Here is a 17,651-nt window from a genome sequence, read left to right on the forward strand (position 1 = left end):
CAAGAACAACAGTTACACCCTTAACTTGACACACCCCCCGCCGCGCGCAGCTCGGCGACCTTGTCGGCCACCGAAGGGCTGCTGGTGGCGGCGTAGGCCAGGTGGACGGGCTGGCCCGTGCGTTGGGACAGGCGCTGGGCGGCCTGGTCGAGTTCGGCCTGGGCGTGCGGGTCGGAGGTGCCCGCGCACGCCAGGACCAGGGCGTCGCCGCTCTGGTACCCGGCCTGGGTGAGGCGGCGCAGGGCGGTGGCCAGCAGGGCGGGGTGGTCGCCCAGGGCCGGGGTGATGACGGCGTCGGTACGGCCCGCCTGGAGGAGTTGGTCGGGGATGTCGGTGCGCACGTGGTAGCCCGAGGCCAGGAAGGCGGGCACCACGACCAAAGGGCCGGGGGTGTGGGCGGCGACCTCGGTGACGTTGGGGTGGGTGACGTCGGCGAAGGCCAGGCGGGTGGGGCGCTGGGCCACCTCGGCCACGCGCAGGGCCAGGGAGTGGGCGATGGCGGTGCCGCGGGGTGAACGGGTGCCATGCAGGACCAGCAGCAGGGTGGGTACGCGGGTCGGGTTCAGCATGGGTGGGTGTCCAGGGCCAGGCGGTAGCCGCGTTTGACGACCGTTTGGATGATCTTGGGGTCGCCCAGGGCGGTGCGCAGGCGGGCCACGGCCGTTTCGACGGCGTGGGCGTCGGCGTCCTCGCCCAGGCAGGTGAGCAGGTGGGCGCGGTCGCGGACCTGGCCGGGGCGGTGGGCCAGGGCGCGCATCAGGCGCATCAGGGTGGGCGAGAGGGTGTGGACGGTGCCGTCGACCAGGACGGCGTGGCCGCGCAGCCGTAGGCGGTGTCCGGCGACGTTGAGGGTGGGGAAGCGGGCGGGGAGTTCTTCGGTGAGTTTGCGGACCTGGGCGCCGATGCGGGCGCGGCCGGGCCACACGGTGGGGATGTCGCGGGCCATCAGGGGGCGTGCGGTGACCGGTCCCACGCACAGGCAGAGCACGTGGCCGCGCAGGGCGCCGATGAGGGCGTGTTGCTGGCCGATGGTGTGGGCGCGGGCGAGGAGTCCGGCGGCGGCCGGGGCGCTGGTGAAGGTGACGGCGTCCACTCCCCCGGTGGTGACGGCCTCGATGAGGCGGTCCAGGGGTTCGGTCTGTTCGGGTTGGGTCCAGCGGTAGACGGGGACCTCGATGACTTCGGCTCCGGCCAGGCGCAGGGCGGCGGTGAAGTCGGGCAGGGGTTCGCCGTGGAGTTGGATGGCCACGCGCAGGCCTTGGACGCCGCGTTCGAGGAGGTAGTCCAGGACCTCGGCGGAGGATTCGGAGGGCGGGGACCATTCCTCGGTGAGTCCGGCGGCGCGGATGGCGCCTTTGGCTTTGGGGCCGCGGGCGAGCAGGCGTGAGGATTTCATGCTGTTCAGGAGGGGTTCGGCCATGCCCCAGGTTTCGCAGGCCTCGACCCAGCCGCGGAAGCCGATGCCGGTGGTGGCGATGACGACGTCGGCGGGGGTGCGGGTGAGTTGTTCGGAGACCGAGGCCAGGCGTTGGTCGTCGCTCAGGGGGACGATGCGCAGGGCGGGTGCGGCGATGACCTGGGCGCCCTTGCGGTGGAGCAGGGCGGTGAGTTCCTCGGCGCGGCGGGCGGCGGTGACGGCGACGGTGAACCCGGCCAGGGGTGCGGTGGTGGCCTCGCCGGTGGGCGGTGAGGCGGGCACGGCAGTGGTCATGGGGTCCCCTGTTCGGCGCGTGTGGTGCTCTGGGCGGGGGCGCAAGCGTTCTGGGTGGGGTGCGGGGTGGTGGCGATCTGTACGTTCTCGCCGTCCACGCGTACCGGCCAGGTGTTCAGGCGCACGTCGGGGGCGTCCAGGCTCTGGCCGGTGGTCAGGGAGAACACGTGCTTGAGCATGGGTGAGGCCACGGTGGGCTCTCCGGCGCGGTCGCCGACGATGCCGCGGGAGATGACGGTGGCGCCGGTGTGCGGGTCGAGGTTGTCCACGGCGTACAGGTGGTGGTCGCGGGTGGTGAAGAGGGCGACCTGGTGGCCGTCGGGCAGGAGGACGGCCAGGCCGATGCCGGGTTCGAGGCGGTGCTTCGGGCAGGCGTGGATCCAGCCGGTGGTGGGTTCGCTCGGCTCCTGGGCGGTGGCGGTGTGGGTGAGGACGCTCATCGGGTGCTCTCCTTGCTGGTGCGGGGGGTGGGCATGCCCAGTGGGGTGGGTGCGCCGGGCACGGGCTGGTCGCGGGTGGTGGTGAAGCTGATGGTGGGGTCGGGGGTGGTGGGGGCGTTGGTGAAGGACTCGAAGCGGGCGAGCTTGTCGGGGTCGTTCAGCACGGCCGCCCATTCGTCGGTGTAGGAGTCCACGTGCTGGGCCATGGCCTCCTCCAGCTCCTGGGCGATGCCCAGGCTGTCGTTGACCACGACCTCGCGCAGGTGGTCCAGGCCGCCCTCCATGGCCTCGATCCAGGGGGCGGTGCGCTGCAGGCGGTCGGCGGTGCGGATGTAGAACATCAGGAAGCGGTCGATGTAGCGGATGAGGGTGTCCTCGTCCAGGTCACCGGCGAGTAGCTGGGCGTGGCGGGGGGTGAAGCCGCCGTTGCCGCCCACGTACAGGTTCCAGCCGGTCTCGGTGGCGATGATGCCGAAGTCCTTGCCGCGGGCCTCGGCGCATTCGCGGGCGCATCCGGAGACGGCGGACTTGAGTTTGTGGGGTGAGCGCAGGCCCCGGTAGCGCTCCTCCAGGCGGATGGCCAGTCCGACGGAGTCCTGGACGCCGTAGCGGCACCAGGTGGTGCCCACGCACGACTTCACCGTGCGCAGGGACTTTCCGTAGGCGTGGCCGGACTCGAACCCGGCCTCGACCAGGCGGGTCCAGATGGCGGGCAGCTGTTCCAGGCGGGCGCCGAACAGGTCGATGCGCTGGCCGCCGGTGATCTTGGTGTAGAGGTCGAAGTCGCGGGCGACCTCTCCGATCACGATGAGTTTGTCGGGGGTGATCTCTCCGCCGGGGATGCGCGGCACCACCGAGTAGGTGCCGTTGCGCTGGAGGTTGGCGAGGTAGCGGTCGTTGGTGTCCTGCAGGGTGGCGGTTTCGCCGTCCAGGATGTGGCCGCCGCCCAGGGAGGCCAGGATCGAGGCCACCGCGGGCTTGCAGATGTCGCAGCCGTGTCCGGTGCCGTGTGCGTCGATCAGCGCGGAGAAGGTCGTGGTGCCGGTGGCGCGGATGATCTCCAGCAGTTCGGTGCGTGATTGGGTGAAGTGTTCGCACAGGGCCTTGGACTGGGTGATGCCGGCCTGGGTGAGGATCTGCTTGAGCATGGGCACGCACGAGCCGCAGGTGGTGCCGGCCCGGGTGCAGGACTTGAGTTCGGCCACGTCGTGGGCGCCGCAGGAGATGGCCTCGCTGACCTCGCCCTTGGTGACGGCGTTGCACGAGCAGATCTGCGCGGAGTCGGGCAGGGCGTCGGTGCTGAGCCCTTCACCGTCGGGGGTGATCAGGGCCAGGGGGTCGCCGGGCAGGGGTGAGCCCACCAGGGGGCGCAGGGTGGCGTAGGCCGAGGCGTCGCCGACCAGGATGCCGCCCAGCAGGGTGGTGGCGTCGTCGGAGAGTACGAGTTTGGCGTAGCGGCCGCTGGCGGCGTCGTTGACGACCACGTCCAGGGCGCCGGGGGCGCGGCCGTGGGCGTCGCCGAAGCTGGCCACGTCCACGCCCAGGAGCTTGAGCTTGGTGGAGGTGTCGGCGCCGGTGAAGGTGGCGGCTCCGCCCACCAGTCGGTCGGCCAGGACCTCGGCCATGGCGTTGCCTGGGGCGATGAGCCCGTAGACGGTGCCGCGGTGGTGGGCGGCTTCGCCGATGGCGTGGATGTGGGCGTCGCTGGTGGTGCAGGTGTCGTCGATGACGATGCCGCCGCGTTCGCCGACGGTGAGTCCGGCGTCGCGGGCCAGGTCGTCGCGGGGGCGGATGCCCACGGAGAAGACGACCATGTCGGCGTCCAGGTGGTTGCCGTCGGCCAGGGCCAGGCGGGCGGCGCGACCGTCGGGGCCTGCTTGGACGGCGGTGGAGGCGGTGCCGGTGTGCACGTTCACGCCCAGGTCGGTGACCAGGTTCTGCAGCAGCGCTCCGGCGCCCTGGTCGATCTGGGCGGGCATCAGGTGGGGTGCGAGTTCGACGACGTGGGCGCTCACACCCAGCAGGCGCAGGGCGTTGGCCGCTTCCAGTCCGAGGAGTCCGCCGCCGATGACCACGCCGGTCTTGGCGTTCTCTGCGTCGGCGGTCAGGCCGTCCAGGTCCTCGATGGTGCGGTAGACGTGGCAGCCGGGCAGGTCGTGGCCGGGGATGGGGGGCACGAAGGGGGTGGATCCGGTGGCCAGGACCAGGCGGTCGTAGGGCAGGACGCGGCCGGAGGCGGTGGTGACGGTGCGCGCGGCGCGGTCGATGGCGGTGGCCTGTTCGCAGACGTGCACGTCCACGCCGGGGCCGCGCAGGTCGCCCAGGGACAGGTCCTGGGCGCTGGCGCCGTCGAGGTAGGTGGACAGGGCCACCCGGTCGTAGGCGGTGCGGGGTTCTTCGCCCACCACGGTGATGTGCCAGTGGTGGGCGGTGTCGCGGTCGCGGAGCGCCTCGACGAGCCGGTGGCCGACCATGCCGTTACCGATGACGACGAGTTCTTCCATGGGGCGGCTCCTCCTGCGGGCTGCGGGGTCGGACGCTTTTCAGGTAACCGGCAGGGTGTTACCCGTGGGTTGGGGGTAGGTGTCGGGGATGTTTCGTTGTGCTGTCACCGCAGGTGAAAAGCGCGTGATCGGTGTGGGGTGGCGTGGAATCGGTGCCCGGTCTGGGGTGCCAAGGGGGCGGTGGCGGGGGCTGGGGGCGCGCACAGGCGGGGCATGGGGGCATGGACAGCCGGGGTCGGGTTGTCCAGGATGGGAGGCGATATGCACACCATCGCCATCGCGCGCCCGGTGCGCGCTCTTGCCTCCCTGTCCGCTCTGGCCGTGGGCGACGCCTTCGGCTCCCAGTTCTTCGTTCCCGGCAACCGCCCTTTCCTGACCGGGCGGGAGCTGCCGCCCGGCCCATGGCAGTGGACCGACGACACCGAGATGGCGGCGTCGGTCTACGCCGAGGTCGTGCGCGGCGGGGCTGTGGATCCCGATCGCCTGGCGGCTTCCTTCGCCCGCCACCACGACTTCGACCGCGGGTATGGGCCCGCGACCGGTCGGATGCTGCGGCTGGTGCGTGAGGGCGGTGACTGGCGGTCGTTGGCCTCGGAGCCGTTCGAGGGGGCGGGTTCCTTCGGTAACGGGGCGGCGATGCGGGTGGCGCCGTTGGGTGCCTGGTACGCCGAGGACCTGGACGAGGTGGTCGAGCAGGCCGCTGTGAGCGCGCGCGTCACGCACACCCACCCCGAGGCGGTGGACGGCGCGGTCGCGGTGGCGGTGGCAGCGGCCTTGGTGGCGCGACGCGAGACGATGGGCGCCGGATCGTTCCTGGACCGGGTGGTGGAGCACTTGCCCCAGGGTCGGGTGCGTGAGGCGGTGCGCGACGCCCGGGCCCTGCTGATCACCTCCAACCCGCTGGGGGTGGCCGCGGAGCTGGGAAACGGGTCCGGGGTCAGCGCCCTGGACACGGTGCCCTTCGCGTTGTGGGCGGCGGCCCGGTACCGGTCGGGGCTGGCCGCGGCGCTGTGGGCCACGGTGGTCCCGGGCGGGGATATGGACACCACCTGCGCGATCGTGGCGGGCATCCTGGGGGCGGGCCTGCCGGAAGGGGCGATCCCGCGGGAGTGGTCCGGGCGCACCGAGTCATTGCCCGGTTGGGCGCTGGCCGCCGCCTCCTGATGATGTGCCTCGGCGCCCGCGCCTGGTGTGTGCGGGCGCCGAGGGTCAGGTGCTCGTGCCGGTCAGGTTTGCTGGGGGCCGGGGCCCGGTGGTGATCCCGGGCCCTGCGGGCCTGATGGCGGGCCGTCCTGCGGTGGGTAGGGCGGTTGGCCCGGGTAGCCGCCCGGCGGGGGTGGCTGTCGCTGCCCCGGGTACGGGCCGGGGTACTGCCCGGGCTGCGGGCCCTGGGCGGTGCGTTCGTTGGTGAGCTGCTGGCGGTGTCGGTTCCGGCGTACCGCCGTGACGACGATCAGGATGATGCCGCCCACCACGCCCAGGAACGGGATGAACAGCAGGGAGCCCAGAGCCCCGAGCACGCCGGTGGCGATGTTGCCGGTGGTGTCGCCCGCGTAGGCGATCCCGAAGCGGACGCTGTCGGGGGCCTGGCAGGTGAGGGTGTACTCGCCCGGTTCGGTCAGGTCGGCCATACCGACCATCGCCCAGGCGCCGTCCTGCCCTTGCGCCTCGTGGTTGAAGGTGGGGTAGGCGAAGCTCAGGATCTGGTCGTCGGGGCCGGTCAGGGCGCAGGCGGTGTGGTCCACGTTCGGGGGTGAGCCGTACAGCAGCCACCCCGACTCGGGGTGTTCCTGGGCGTTGACCGTGAAGGTCGTGCTTTGGGTGCCCTGGGTGAGGGCCTCGAACTCGGGCAGGGCCAGGCCCCGCAACAGCAGTACGACGAACAGCACGACGCCCAGGACGATCGAGATCGGGATGAGCGCGCCGCCTATCCAGAACCAGATGCGGGAGGGGCGCAGCTCACGGGGGTCTGGCTGGGGCGGTGGCCCGTAGGGGCCCGGGTATGGTGCGGCCATGCGGTGAGTGTCGCACGGTCCGGTGGCCAGGACACGCGTCCTTGGCGCAGGTTTGGAGGTGTGTTGTCCAACCTTGTGCCCTCAGGCGGTGGGTTCGGCGACCCGGGCGGGGTGTTCGGCGGTGCCGGGGCTTGGCCCCGGGTGTGCAACGGGTCGCGGTGGTGTTCCTGGGTCCGGTGGTTGAGTGTACGGGTGGGATTTGAGGGTTGCTGCTCGAGAAAGCGCACCCACGGGGATCCTTTCGGGTGAAGTCTCACAAAGCAGTCCAATGACACACTTGAAGCGGGGGTGACCAGGAAGGACACCCCAACGACTTCAGGGGGCGCGATGACCGAGGACGAGATCATCCACTTCGTGGCCGGGCTGGGCCAGGTGGATGTGATGACCGCGAGTCGGGAGAGCGGGGCACCCGAGATCGCCTGGGGCGACTCCTTCTTCCTGTACGACCCTGACGGGCGGGCGCGTGAGCGCAGTGGTTTCACCCCGTTCGCGACCCTGGTGACCAAGGACTACCCGGGTTTCGACAGCGACTGCGACCTTGATCGGCCCGGGGTGTTCCGGGTCAACATCGCGGTGGGCCGCGCTCTGTTCGAGGAGGTGGTAGGCCACACTCCGGCGGCGCACGCCGGGCACCGCGAGGGCTTGGACTACACCGGGCTGGACCGTCTCCTGCCGCACCCGGTCTATGCCGCCCAGGGGTGGGTGGCGGTACTCAACCCGGGTTCGCGAACCTCCGAGCGGGTGTGTGAGCTGCTGTCCCTGGCCAGGGATCGGGCCGCCGCCCGCCACCGCCCACCGGAGCGGTGATGCGGCCCTTCATCGCGATTCCGGCTCAGCGGGGGCGGGAGCAGGGGCACGGTCCCCGGTGTCGTCACGGGGGCCGTGCCGTGTTCGGAGCGCTGTGTCCAGGGCTGGTTCAGCCCTGTTCCTGACGGTCGTGGCGTTCCCGGGCGGCGCGGATGTCGTCGCGGTGTTCGTTGGCCCAGCGGTCCAGGGCGGTGAGCGGCTCCAGCAGGGTGTGCCCGAGTTCGGTCAGTGTGTAGTCCACTCGCGGCGGGACGCTGGCGTGTACGGTGCGCTCGACCAGGCCGTCCCGGACCAGGGCGCGCAGGGTCAGGGTGAGCATGCGCTGGCTGATGCCGTCGATGGCGCGGTCCAGCTCGCTGTAGCGGTGGGTGCGCTGGCCGAGCATGACGATGATGAGCACGCTCCACTTGTCGCCGACCCGGTCCAGGACCTCGCGAACCGGGCAGTCCTCGGGGTTCTGGGTGAGCTGGCGTTCGGTCAGGGGAACACGGGTGTTCGTTTCTGACATGAAAGTTCCTCCTTGTGGCCAGCCTTTCCTCCCTACATACTCACTGATAATAGGGTTACGCACAATAAGTATGTAAGGGTCGGTGGTCAGTGTGAGCGGCTCGGAGCCGGACAGAGCGCGGGAATTGGAACCGCGGACGGTGCACGCACCTGAGGGCGGTCCTGGGGCGAGCGGGGGCCAGGAGCCCCTGCCCGCGGTCAGGGGCCTGGTGGCGTTGGGATCCGAGGACGCGCCCGCGTGCTCGGACGGAATCTGCTTGTGAGGGGAACGGCAGTGCAGATCGAAGTGTGGTCCGACATCGTGTGCCCGTGGTGCTACATCGGCAAGCGGCGCCTGGAGAAGGCCCTGGCGAGCTTCGAGCACGCCGACGAGGTCGAACTCCTCTGGCGCAGCTTCCAGCTCGACCCCGCCTTCCCCCAGGGGGTTCGCGAGCCGGTCTATGACTCCCTGGCCAAGAAGATGAACGCCACCCCCGACCAGGTCAGGCAGATGACCGAACAGGTCGAGCAGGTGGCGGCGCGGGAGGGGCTGCACTACGAGTTCGAGAACGCCGTCATGGTCAACACCTTCGACGCCCACCGGCTCACCCACCTGGCCAAGGAGAAGGGGCTGGGCGACCAGGCCCATGAGCGCCTGATGCGCGCCCAGCTGGTGCAGGCCCGCGTCCTGGACGACGTGGACACCCTGGTGGAGCTGGCCGGGGAGATCGGCCTGGACACCGAGGAGGCCCGCACCGTCCTGACCGGTGACGCCTACACCGCCGAGGTCCACAGCGACATCCGCACCGCCCAGCAGCTGGGCGCCACCGGGGTGCCGTTCTTCGTGATGGACCGGGCCTTCGGTGTCTCGGGGGCCCAACCGCTCGAGGTCTTCACCGCGGCCCTGGAGAAGGCCTACGCCCAGAAGGCTTGACCGCCCAGGGAACGGCCAGGGGCTCTGGCAGACCCGGGAACCGACTCAGGGACCGGCCTTGCGCCGCGTGCGGGCGCCGGTCCCTTTCGTGTGCCCGGAGTATGTTTCGTGCCGGGTTCTTTAGAGGCTCGGAACCAACGCTTCGTCGTGTGCTGACACCGATTCCTGCCGGTAGCCCGGATTCGTCAGGGGTCTGATCGCGTCTTCTGATCCGGCACTTCGCCCATGGTGTCCCTGGTCCGGGCAGGAACGAGCCCTCGCGTGACGCCGCGGTGCGCGCCGGGCTCCACGAACCCCGGAACTGCGTGCTCCCTCCTTCCTGCTGCTCGTCGGATCAGGTCCCGATCCTCAGGTGAGGGTCGGCAGAGCGGTCAACCGCTGCCAGCAGGTAGTGAACGCCTCCGCCCAGGGCCAGGACCGTTCGATACGCAGGAAGCGGCGGCGGGCGTGGCGGGCCAGACGGGCGGGCAGGTGGTAGATCCGAAACCGCATGCTCTCAGGCTCGGCATCCGCGAGGTCCTCCGCATCGTGCAGGGTGAGCAACCGCAGCCAGGCGTCCAGATCCGCGGCCAGGTTGGCCGCGAGCACCCACGCCTGGTTGACCTGCCAGGACGATGACGGCAACAACGCGAGCCCCATCGCCTTGTTCGTGCGCACCCGATCCTCGACCTCGGCGTGGTCTCGGTGCAGCGCGTCCAGAAACTGGGCCTGGTGGGAGCCCGGCACCCGATGCATCCGCTTGATGTTGGTCGCGCAGATGGCGTAGCGCCAACCGGTCTTCCTCTCCATGGCGGTGAGCTTGGCGGTGTGGCGGCGGGAGGGGCGTACCCGGCGGACGATGAGCCGCATCCCCTTGGGCCAGCCTTCGCGGGTGTTGAGCCCGGTCAGTTCGGCGACCTCATAGCCCTCTTGGAGGTCGCCTTTCTGGTCCACGGCGCTCTCCCACGCGCTCTCGGGGATCTTCGCGATCGCCTCCTCGTCCGCGGTGGTGATCTTCCACCCGACGGTGAAGCGCACCGTCCTGCGGCTGGTGTTCAGCTTCTCCAGGTACTCGAGGAGGTCGTGGGTGGCGCCGGCTCCGTCGATACGGACGAGGATCTTGGCCCGGGAAGAGCCGGGGACCTGATCCAGGGCCCAGGTGAGCACGTTGATGTGGTCGCTCGCGGTGTTGGCTCCGGCGTTGCCGGGGCGCAGCAGCATGGCCAGGCACTCGCCGGTGTTGGCGCACCAGGCGGCCAGGGGGTGGAACCCGAAACTGGACTTGAAGGTGGGTGCGGCCCCTTCCTTGTTGGAGGTGGTGGTGATGATCGTGGCGTCGGCGTCCAGCACGATCCATCCCTTCAGGGGTTTGCCCGCGACCTTCACTTGGGGGAACCCGCCGGGGCGCAGGTGCAGCAGCGTCCACACGTGGCGGCGGATCTGCCGCCGGGCCTTGGCGATCGCCGCCAGGGCCCTCTCGTCGAGGACGTTCAGGGCGCGGCGCAGGGTGGAGTCGGAAGTGGGTGGGCCGAACACGGGCCGGTGGTGCAGGCCCAGGCGTTCGGCTTCGGAGAGGTTGCGGGCGCCGAGCACGATGGCGATGACCAGGTGGACCAGGGTGGTGGCCCGGTCCCGCCAGCCGTTGGCGGTGCTGGTGGGCAAGGCTGTGGCGAGGGCCCGGGTGAGGCCGGTGCGGTCGGCGAGCTGGCGGAGCAGGACGGCTCCGGCATGCCCGACGAGGTTGGTGCTGTTGGCGGTCACGGACAGGCGGTGGTCCCAGGTAGGCTCGTGCACCAGAAAGGTGCTCCTGATTCTGCTGTGATGTTTCCTAGACAGTCACATCTTTGCAGGTAGGGGCACCTTTCGTGCTGTCAGGGGTCGGTCCTCCCAATTCCGCTGAATAGCCGGGGGTAGAAGTGGTCCTCGAACTCCGCTGGCGGCACCAGCCCGATCTCGCCGTGCAGACGGCGGTGGTTGAACCAGTCGATGTACTCGGCCACCGCGATCTCGACCTCGTCCAACCCCTTCCAGGGCCCGCGGTTACGGATCAACTCGGCCTTGAACAGCGAGTGGAACGCCTCGGCCAGAGCGTTGTCGTAGGAATCGCCGGTGGTACCGACCGAGGCCACCGCCCCCGCCTCGGCCAGGCGTTGGGTGTAGCGCACCGCGAGATATTGCACGCCGCGGTCGGAGTGGTGGACCAGACCGTCGATGCGCCGACCGACATGGGACCGGTTCCACACGGCCATTTCCAACGCGTCCAGGGCCAGGCTGGTGTGCAGCGACCTCGCCACCTGCCAGCCCACCACCCGGCGCGAGTGCACGTCGATGACGAACGCGGCGTAGACCCAGCCCGCGAAGGTGCGGATGTAGGTGATGTCGGCAACCCACAGCTGGTTGGGAGCATCAGCGGTGAACGCGCGTTCTACCAGGTCAGGGCGGGTGTCCGAGGCTGTAGTCCCGACCGTGGTGCGGGGTCCCTTGGTGCGGGAGATGCCGCGTAGCCCGGCCCGTTTCATCAGGCGTTGGACCGTGCAGCGGGCTACCCGGTGGCCTTGGCGGTTCAGCTCTGCGTGGACCTTGCGGGCCCCGTACACGGCGTAGTTGTCGGCGTGTACCTGGTGGATCTTGGCGGTGGTGACCTCATCGGTGCGTGAGCGCAGTGACGGGGCCCGGTTCTTGGCGGCGTAGTAGGTGGACGGGGCGACCTGCAAGACGCGGCAGATCGGCTCGACCCCGAACTCCTGCTGGTGGATGTCGATGAACGCGACTATCTGATGTGTGGGCGGTCGAGCTCCGCCGCGAAAAAAGCCGACGCGGACTTGAGGATGGCGTTGGCTCGCCGCAACTCGTGCACTTCGCGTTCAAGTTCGGCCAGGCGTTGGGCCTGGTCGGTGGTGGTGCCGGGGCGGTCTCCGGCGTCGACCTCGGCCTGGGTGACCCAGTTGCGCAGGGTCTCGCGGTTGATGCCCAGCTGGTCGGCGATACGGGCGATGGCACCGCTGCGGCTGGCCGGGTCCCGGCGAGCGTCCACGGCCATGCGGGTGGCACGTTGCCTCAGCTCATCGGGGTATTTCCTCGGTGCTGGCATGTCTCTCATCCTTCCCAGGTTTGAGAGCCTCCATCACACCCGGCACGAAACAGTACTCGGATGCTGTTGGCGAATCCGGGTGGGGTCCGGGGGTGGTTTCCGGCAGCGGGTTCGAGGGCTTGGGGGTGGGTGGAGGTGTCCGGAACCCGGACTGGCACGTGTCCGTTGCTTCCGTAACCGTCAGGTCCCCGGTGATCTTGCTACCAGGAGCAAGTTCGGCGCCGAACTCGCTCCTGGTAGCAAGATCACGCTGGAAGGAGGGGCCGAAACCGGCCGGGGTGGCGCTTCGATCGGTCTGTTCACCGGGCCGGGTAGGGGGTTCCCGCCGGGCCGGTGGAGGGCTCCGGCCCAAGGCCGCGCAGTTGGCAGTTGCCGTTGGCTTTTGGGCCTCTTGGGGCCCGTCTGCTACCCGACCACTCCTGCCCGTTTCCCTATAGCCGCCCACCGCCGTCGCAGCGAAGCGGGGCAAGCCGGAGCGCCTGATGGCTCGGCGAAGCCGCGACGGCGACGACCTCGACGCCCGCGGAGGAAACGGCAGCCATCGAGCGGTGGGAAACGGTGACTACAGCCCGGACCCCCACCCGGATTCGCCAACAGCATCTACTCGGGGTGAGCCCGGCTCCCCCCTGCGGGGGAGGCCGAGGGGGCCGAACCACCCCTGTTGGGGAGGTACCCGGCGGTCTTTGGAGCCAGGGTGGAGGTGAAGGTTCGCCCACCCGCGAAGGAGCCGCTCATGTCCGCCCCGCGCAGTACCGACCCGACCGGTTCCACTCCGGCTGCTGCTGGACAGTCCGCTACCGCCGCTGCTGCTACTGGACCGGTGGGTTGCGACCCGCGTTCCGCTCCCCGCGGCCGCGACCACTCCCCCGGCACCCGTCACCCGCCCGCCTGGTCCCTGCCCTACGGGGCCGCGCTGGCCTGGTCGGCCGCGGCCCTGGGCATGGCGTTGGGCTGGCTGACCGGGGTGGTGCCCCCGGGGCTGTCCGAGGCCAGCGCCTTCGGGGCCCTGCTCACCACCGGCCACCTGGGGGTGGCTGCCTCGGTCACCTTCCTGGTCGGCGCCCTGGGAGTGGTGATCGCCCTGCTCCTGCCGCGCTCTCGCGCGCCGCGCCTGCTGGAGGCCTCGGCCTGGACCGTGTTCGCCGTACTGCTGCTGGCCTACATCGATTCCACCCTGCTGGTGTGGTTGGGTTACGGCCTGGCCATGCCGGTGCTGGTGTGGGTCGAACCTGCCCTGGGGGTGGACTACGTCGCCCTGACCCTGTCCGCGCACCTGCTCCAGACGCTGTACTTCACCGCGGGAGCGGGGATCTGGGCGTGGGCGTCGCTGACCCACCGCAGACGGCGACTCGGCGGATGCGTGCGGTGCGCACGCACCACGGCCTGGACCCCCGACGCCGAACGCGCGCTGCGGGGGCGGGCGCTGCGCACGGGCAGGGTCGCGGTGGTCGGCGCCCTCGTCCTGGCCCTGTTCTACCCGGCGCTGCGGTTGCCGTGGCTGTTCGGATACTCCATGGGGATGGCGGAGGAGGCTTTCGCCGCGGTCTCCTCGGACCCGACCGCGATGATGACCGGGCTGGGACTGGGGGCGGCCGGTGTGCTGGGCGCCGTGCTCATGCTGGGCCTGGTCCAGGGGTGGGGTGTGCGCTTCCCCCGGTGGATGGTGGGGCTGGCCGGTCGCCGGGTGCCGGTGACCTTGGCGGTGCTGCCCGCGACGCTGGTGGCGATGGCCCTGGTGGGGATGGGGCGCAGCGTCCTGGTGCAGTTCTGGCAGCTGGGCGGGGTCGAACCCGGAATGGGTTCGCACGCGGTGGCGTTCGGCGCGATGCCGCTGTGGGGCGCGGCTCTGGCGGTGGCGACCGCGGCCTACGCGGTGCGCCGCCGCGCCGAGTGCGGAGCGTGTGGGCGGGGCCTGCCCGAGGCCTGGCCGGTGGCGGCGCCTCCCCTCCTGCCCCGCAAGCGCTGACCGGCTGCCCGACACCGCTCCGGCGCGACACGGGGGCGGCGCCCGCTCCCCCGCGGGGGAAGGGGCGCCGCCCCCGTTCTGCCGTGTGCTGGCTCTACCTGAGGGGAGCTGTGGGACCTACTGGAGGGGGACCCCGGGGATCTCGCCGAAGGCACCCGCGTACAGGGTCATCTCCTCGACCTCCGGGCCGGGGGCGGGGAAGACCGACAGCGCCAGGTACTCCTCGCCCGGGGAGAGGGTGAAGATCTCGTCGGCGAAGTCCTCGTACTCGCCTTCACCGTCGCGGATGCGGATCACGTAGCGGATCAGGCCGTTGCCCGGCTCCTCCAGGCGGAAACCGCCCATGGTGCCCTCGGTGTACTGCTGGGGGCTGCCGGGCAGGGAGGCCTCGTCGCCCTCCAGGTCGGCTTCGAGGTCGGACAGGGTGGAGTTCTGGAAGCCCACCATCTGGAACAGGTAGGCGCCGTCGCGCACCATCGGGTAGACGTTCAGGTCCAGGTCCTCATGGGTGACCGTGGTGAACGGGTCCAGTTCCTCGAAGTAGGGCGCGGGCGGCCCCACGTGGCGCTTGGCCGCGTCCAGACCCGACTCGCCCTCCTCGGAGTCGGTGTCGGACATGGGGACCTCGTACTGGAACTCCACTCGGCGGTTGCGGGCGCGGGCCTCCTCGTCGTCGTCCCCGCCCTCCTCGGCGACCGGTTCGTCGCTGCCCCGGCCCTCGGTGGTCAGGGTGAAGTCCGCACCCAGCTCCTCCTCCAGCAGATCGCGTACGGCCTCGGCGCGCTCTTGGGACAGGCCCTGGTTGTAGTCGTCCGCGCCCTTGCCGTCGGTGTGGCCGATGACGGTGATCTCGGTGCCCTCGCCCAGGTTCTCCCGCATGGACTGGGCCGCCTCCTGAATGGTGTCCACGGCTTCGTCGGTGGGGTCGGACTCGTCGAACTCGAACATGTTGTCCGCGTGCAGGGCGATGACCTCCTCGTCGCCCGCGCGGGTGGTGGAGGCGGTGGGGCTGTCCACGAAGCTCTCCATGGACATGACGAACCCGTCGGTCTCCAGGCCCGGCTCCGGCGGGCTCTCGGGGTAGACGATCTCGTCCTCGGGCAGGTCCCGGATGATCACCCAGGTTTCGGGGTCGATGTAGTCGTGGACGTCGGGTTCGGGCAACGGGGTGAACTCGTCGACGTAGCTGACCGGGATGCCGGGCACGTGGCCGGCGGTGGCACCGGTCAGGGTCAGGAACTCCACGTCCTCGCTGGGGGCGGGGAAGTACCGGCGGATGGGCTGGGGCAGGGTCTCGTGGATGGGGTCCAGGTCGCTGCCCTCGATGAAGTAGGTGCCGTAGGGCTCGCCGTGCTCTTCGCTGGTGATGGGTTCCAGCACCTCGCCGGAGACGGGGTCGACCAGGCGCAGGGGCGCGCCGGCGTACTTGAGTTCCTCGCCGGTGATGAACTCCAGGATGTTGCGGCTGATGTCGAGCATCAGGTACTCGCCGTTGTGCTCCAGGGCGTCGATGGTCATCTCGACGGCGACGTCGTTGCCGCCCTCGACGAACATGCGGCCCGTGCGTACGAAGGGGAGTTCGACGTCCTCGGCGGAGACCTCCTCCACGGTCTCTGCCGTGGGGCTCCCCTCCTCGCCCTCTTCGGAGGTCAGGTCGCGGATGAGACCGCAGGAGCTGAGGGCCATACTCAGCGCGAGGACCGCGCTGGTCACGCCAAGGGCTCGTTGGGACATGGTCGGGGGACTCCCTCGCGGTGGTGCCGTGTTCCGGCTGGGGTGCCGGGATGGTTCGTCAGCGGCTCAGACGCCTGGCGTGGCCGGCTGGTTCGGGGAGTCTAACTGTGGCACGGATGCGGCCCCCGCGCCGAGGGGATCGGGCGGGGGCCGCTGGGGGATGTGTGGTGGCTATCTACGGGTGCTACAGCCTGACGGTCTTGCTGAGCGAGCCGGTCGCGCCGGTCTCGTCGGTGACGGTCAGGGTGATGGTGTAGGTGCCCGGTCCGGAGTAGAAGTGCCAGGCGCTGGAGCCGCTGGCGGTACCGCCGTCACCGAAGTCCCACCGGTAGGAGGTGATGGGGGCGTCCCCGGCGCTGGAGCCGGAGGCGTCCACCTCGCAGAAGTAGAAGAACGTGTAGCAGTAGCCGCTGAAGTCGGCGGTGGGCGCGACGTGGTCGGGGGCGCCCACGGAGATCTCGGCCTGGGCGGAGTCGGTGCGGCCCTCGTCGTCGGTGACGGTCAGGGTGACGGTGTAGTCGCCCTCGGCGGCGTAGGTGTGCTCGGTGGTGGTGCCGGTGCCACCGTTGCCGTCGCCGAACTCCCAGGTCCAGTCGGTGACCTCACCGGCGCTGCCGGAGCCGTCGAAGGAGCAGGTCAGGGTGGTGTCGTCGCAGGAGTGGGCGAGTGAGGCGACCGGGCCCTGGGGCGGGGTGGTCTCACCGTCGGCGGGGAAGACGTCGGGGTCGCCCACGTCGAGCAGGGGCTCGTGGATGCCGTCGCCGGAGGTGTCGTTCCAGTCGTAGTTGCCCGCGCTGGTCAGGGTGTCGTAGATGGCCAGGACACCGGCGCGGTCGGTGGGCTTGGCGTCGCCGACCGCGAGCAGGGCCAGGCCGCCGGCCGCGTGCGGGGCGGCCATGGAGGTGCCGCTCATGGTGCCGTACCCGCCGCCGGGCATGGTGGAGGTGATGCAGGAGCCGGGGGCGGCGATGTCGATGGTGGCGCCGAAGTTGGAGAACGTGGACAGGGTGTCGTCCTGGTCGGCGCGGCAGGTGAGCGGGCCGCCGATACCGCCGGGGGCGCCGTCGGAGTCGGCCATGGAGGAGACGGTGAGCACGTCGGGGTGGTTGGCCGGGAAGAAGTTGGCCGCGTCGCGTGCGCTGTTGCCCGCGGCCACGGCGTAGGCGACGCCCTCGGCGACGGAGTTGGTGATGGCCTGGGTCAGGGCCTGGTCGGTGCAGCCCTGGCAGCCCAGGCTCATGTTGGCCACGCCGATCTGGCCGGCGTTGGCGGTGACGTAGTCCACGCCCGCGGCGATCCCGGCGAGGCTGCCGCTGCCGCTCGCGGTCAGGACCTGGACGTTCCACACGTCGGCGCCGGGGGCCACGCCCACCACGCCCAGGTCGTTGTCGATGGCGGCGGCGCTGCCGGCCACGTGGGTGCCGTGGCCGTTGCCGTCGGTGGCGCTGTTGGGCACACAGGTGCCGCTGGTGCAGTTGACCGAGTCCACCACGTTCAGGTCGGGGTGGTTGCCGTCGACCCCGGTGTCCAGGACGGCGATGGCCACGTCGGGGACGTAGTTCTCCTGGCCGTCGATCTGGAGGTTGGGGTTGTCGGGGGCGAAGACCCGGGCGATGCCGTTGGGGATGTCCTGGTCGAAGGCTTCGACGACCTGGTCCTCCTGGACGTAGGCCACGTCGCTGTCCTGGAGCAGTTCGGCGGCGTCGGCGGCGGTCATGTCCGCGGCGTAGCCGGTCAGGGCGTGCTCGTACACGCCCAGGGGGTCGTCCCCGTGGCGTTCGGCGACGGTTTCGGGGTCGGCGCTCTCGTCCAGGACGACGATGTAGGTGCGCTCGGCGGGGTCGGTGGTGTCGAGGAAGGAGGGGAGGTCGGGGTCGGCTGCGGCGGGGCCTACGGCCAGGATCGGCAGTAAGGCCGCGGCGGCGATCACTGCACCGAACTTGCGCATGTGTGCGGGGACCCTTCTGTGGCGGGGAACTGCGGG

General features: G+C 70.6%; 14 protein-coding genes and 1 other annotated feature. Of the genes, 4 read left to right on the forward strand and 10 right to left on the reverse strand.

The window, feature by feature from the left end; translation table 11 throughout:
- Nucleotides 1–20: 20 nt before the first annotated feature.
- Genes HNR07_RS06735 through nirB form a run of 4 tightly spaced genes read right to left on the reverse strand, consistent with a single transcriptional unit; the run spans nucleotide 21 to nucleotide 4,655 of the window.
- Nucleotides 21–569 (reverse strand): sirohydrochlorin chelatase, encoded by a 549-nt coding sequence (locus HNR07_RS06735; protein ID WP_246420166.1) that lies wholly within the window; start codon nucleotides 567–569, stop codon nucleotides 21–23.
- On the reverse strand, nucleotides 563–1,711 hold the full coding sequence (locus tag HNR07_RS06740; protein WP_184363327.1) for a uroporphyrinogen-III synthase: 1,149 nt from the start codon (nucleotides 1,709–1,711) through the stop codon (nucleotides 563–565). Before HNR07_RS06740 ends, HNR07_RS06735 begins: the two co-directional genes overlap by 7 nt.
- Entirely contained in the window at nucleotides 1,708–2,151 is a 444-nt protein-coding gene (gene nirD, locus HNR07_RS06745; protein WP_184363330.1) for a nitrite reductase small subunit NirD, read from the reverse strand. The genes HNR07_RS06740 and nirD overlap by 4 nt, the downstream gene beginning before the upstream one ends.
- Nucleotides 2,148–4,655, reverse strand: coding sequence for a nitrite reductase large subunit NirB (gene nirB / locus HNR07_RS06750; RefSeq protein ID WP_184363333.1), 2,508 nt, complete (start codon nucleotides 4,653–4,655; stop codon nucleotides 2,148–2,150). Before nirB ends, nirD begins: the two co-directional genes overlap by 4 nt.
- Nucleotides 4,656–4,916: 261 nt before the next feature.
- On the opposite strand from nirB, the gene HNR07_RS06755 reads away from it, so the two are divergent.
- A complete protein-coding gene (locus HNR07_RS06755; protein ID WP_184363336.1) occupies nucleotides 4,917–5,819 on the forward strand; it encodes an ADP-ribosylglycohydrolase family protein in 903 nt (300 codons plus the stop codon).
- A 62-nt stretch (nucleotides 5,820–5,881) separates the two neighbouring features.
- Here HNR07_RS06755 and HNR07_RS06760 read toward each other — a convergent pair whose 3' ends face one another.
- A complete protein-coding gene (locus HNR07_RS06760; protein ID WP_184363340.1) occupies nucleotides 5,882–6,670 on the reverse strand; it encodes a hypothetical protein in 789 nt (262 codons plus the stop codon).
- 327 nt (nucleotides 6,671–6,997) lie between these two features.
- Here HNR07_RS06760 and HNR07_RS06765 point away from each other — a divergent pair, with 327 nt between their 5' ends.
- The gene (locus HNR07_RS06765; RefSeq protein WP_184363343.1) at nucleotides 6,998–7,477 is read left to right on the forward strand and encodes a DUF6194 family protein; all 480 of its coding nucleotides are present in this window, start codon (nucleotides 6,998–7,000) and stop codon (nucleotides 7,475–7,477) included.
- Between the two features lie 109 nt (nucleotides 7,478–7,586).
- On the opposite strand, the gene HNR07_RS06770 is transcribed toward HNR07_RS06765, so the two are convergent.
- A complete protein-coding gene (locus tag HNR07_RS06770) occupies nucleotides 7,587–7,985 on the reverse strand; it encodes a winged helix-turn-helix transcriptional regulator (RefSeq protein WP_184363346.1) in 399 nt (132 codons plus the stop codon).
- Between the two features lie 273 nt (nucleotides 7,986–8,258).
- Here HNR07_RS06770 and HNR07_RS06775 point away from each other — a divergent pair, with 273 nt between their 5' ends.
- The gene (locus HNR07_RS06775) at nucleotides 8,259–8,897 is read left to right on the forward strand and encodes a DsbA family oxidoreductase (protein ID WP_184363349.1); all 639 of its coding nucleotides are present in this window, start codon (nucleotides 8,259–8,261) and stop codon (nucleotides 8,895–8,897) included.
- A 348-nt stretch (nucleotides 8,898–9,245) separates the two neighbouring features.
- Here the strand turns inward: HNR07_RS06775 and HNR07_RS06780 are convergent, their stop codons facing one another.
- Nucleotides 9,246–10,670 (reverse strand): IS1380 family transposase, encoded by a 1,425-nt coding sequence (locus HNR07_RS06780; RefSeq protein WP_312893591.1) that lies wholly within the window; start codon nucleotides 10,668–10,670, stop codon nucleotides 9,246–9,248.
- Between the two features lie 77 nt (nucleotides 10,671–10,747).
- A protein-coding gene (locus HNR07_RS06785; RefSeq protein ID WP_246420169.1) for an IS3 family transposase occupies nucleotides 10,748–11,967 on the reverse strand; the annotation gives its coding sequence in 2 pieces (ribosomal slippage) (nucleotides 10,748–11,682 and nucleotides 11,682–11,967; 1,221 coding nt in all).
- Nucleotides 11,576–11,689, reverse strand: a sequence feature (AL1L pseudoknot). It overlaps the preceding gene by 114 nt.
- A gap of 733 nt (nucleotides 11,968–12,700) precedes the next feature.
- Here HNR07_RS06785 and HNR07_RS06790 point away from each other — a divergent pair.
- Nucleotides 12,701–13,933: a hypothetical protein gene (locus tag HNR07_RS06790; RefSeq protein ID WP_246420171.1), complete on the forward strand. Its 1,233-nt coding sequence runs from the start codon at nucleotides 12,701–12,703 to the stop codon at nucleotides 13,931–13,933.
- A gap of 117 nt (nucleotides 13,934–14,050) precedes the next feature.
- Here the strand turns inward: HNR07_RS06790 and HNR07_RS06795 are convergent, their stop codons facing one another.
- Together HNR07_RS06795 and HNR07_RS06800 are read right to left on the reverse strand one after the other, a co-directional pair.
- Complete coding sequence (locus HNR07_RS06795) at nucleotides 14,051–15,667, reverse strand: OmpA family protein (protein ID WP_184363352.1); 1,617 nt, start codon at nucleotides 15,665–15,667, stop codon at nucleotides 14,051–14,053.
- Nucleotides 15,668–15,851: 184 nt separating this feature from the next.
- Nucleotides 15,852–17,615: a S8 family serine peptidase gene (locus HNR07_RS06800; protein WP_184363355.1), complete on the reverse strand. Its 1,764-nt coding sequence runs from the start codon at nucleotides 17,613–17,615 to the stop codon at nucleotides 15,852–15,854.
- Nucleotides 17,616–17,651 lie beyond the last annotated feature (36 nt).

The sequence above is a fragment of the Nocardiopsis metallicus genome (assembly GCF_014201115.1).
GTDB classification, from domain to species: Bacteria; Actinomycetota; Actinomycetes; order Streptosporangiales; family Streptosporangiaceae; genus Nocardiopsis; species Nocardiopsis metallicus.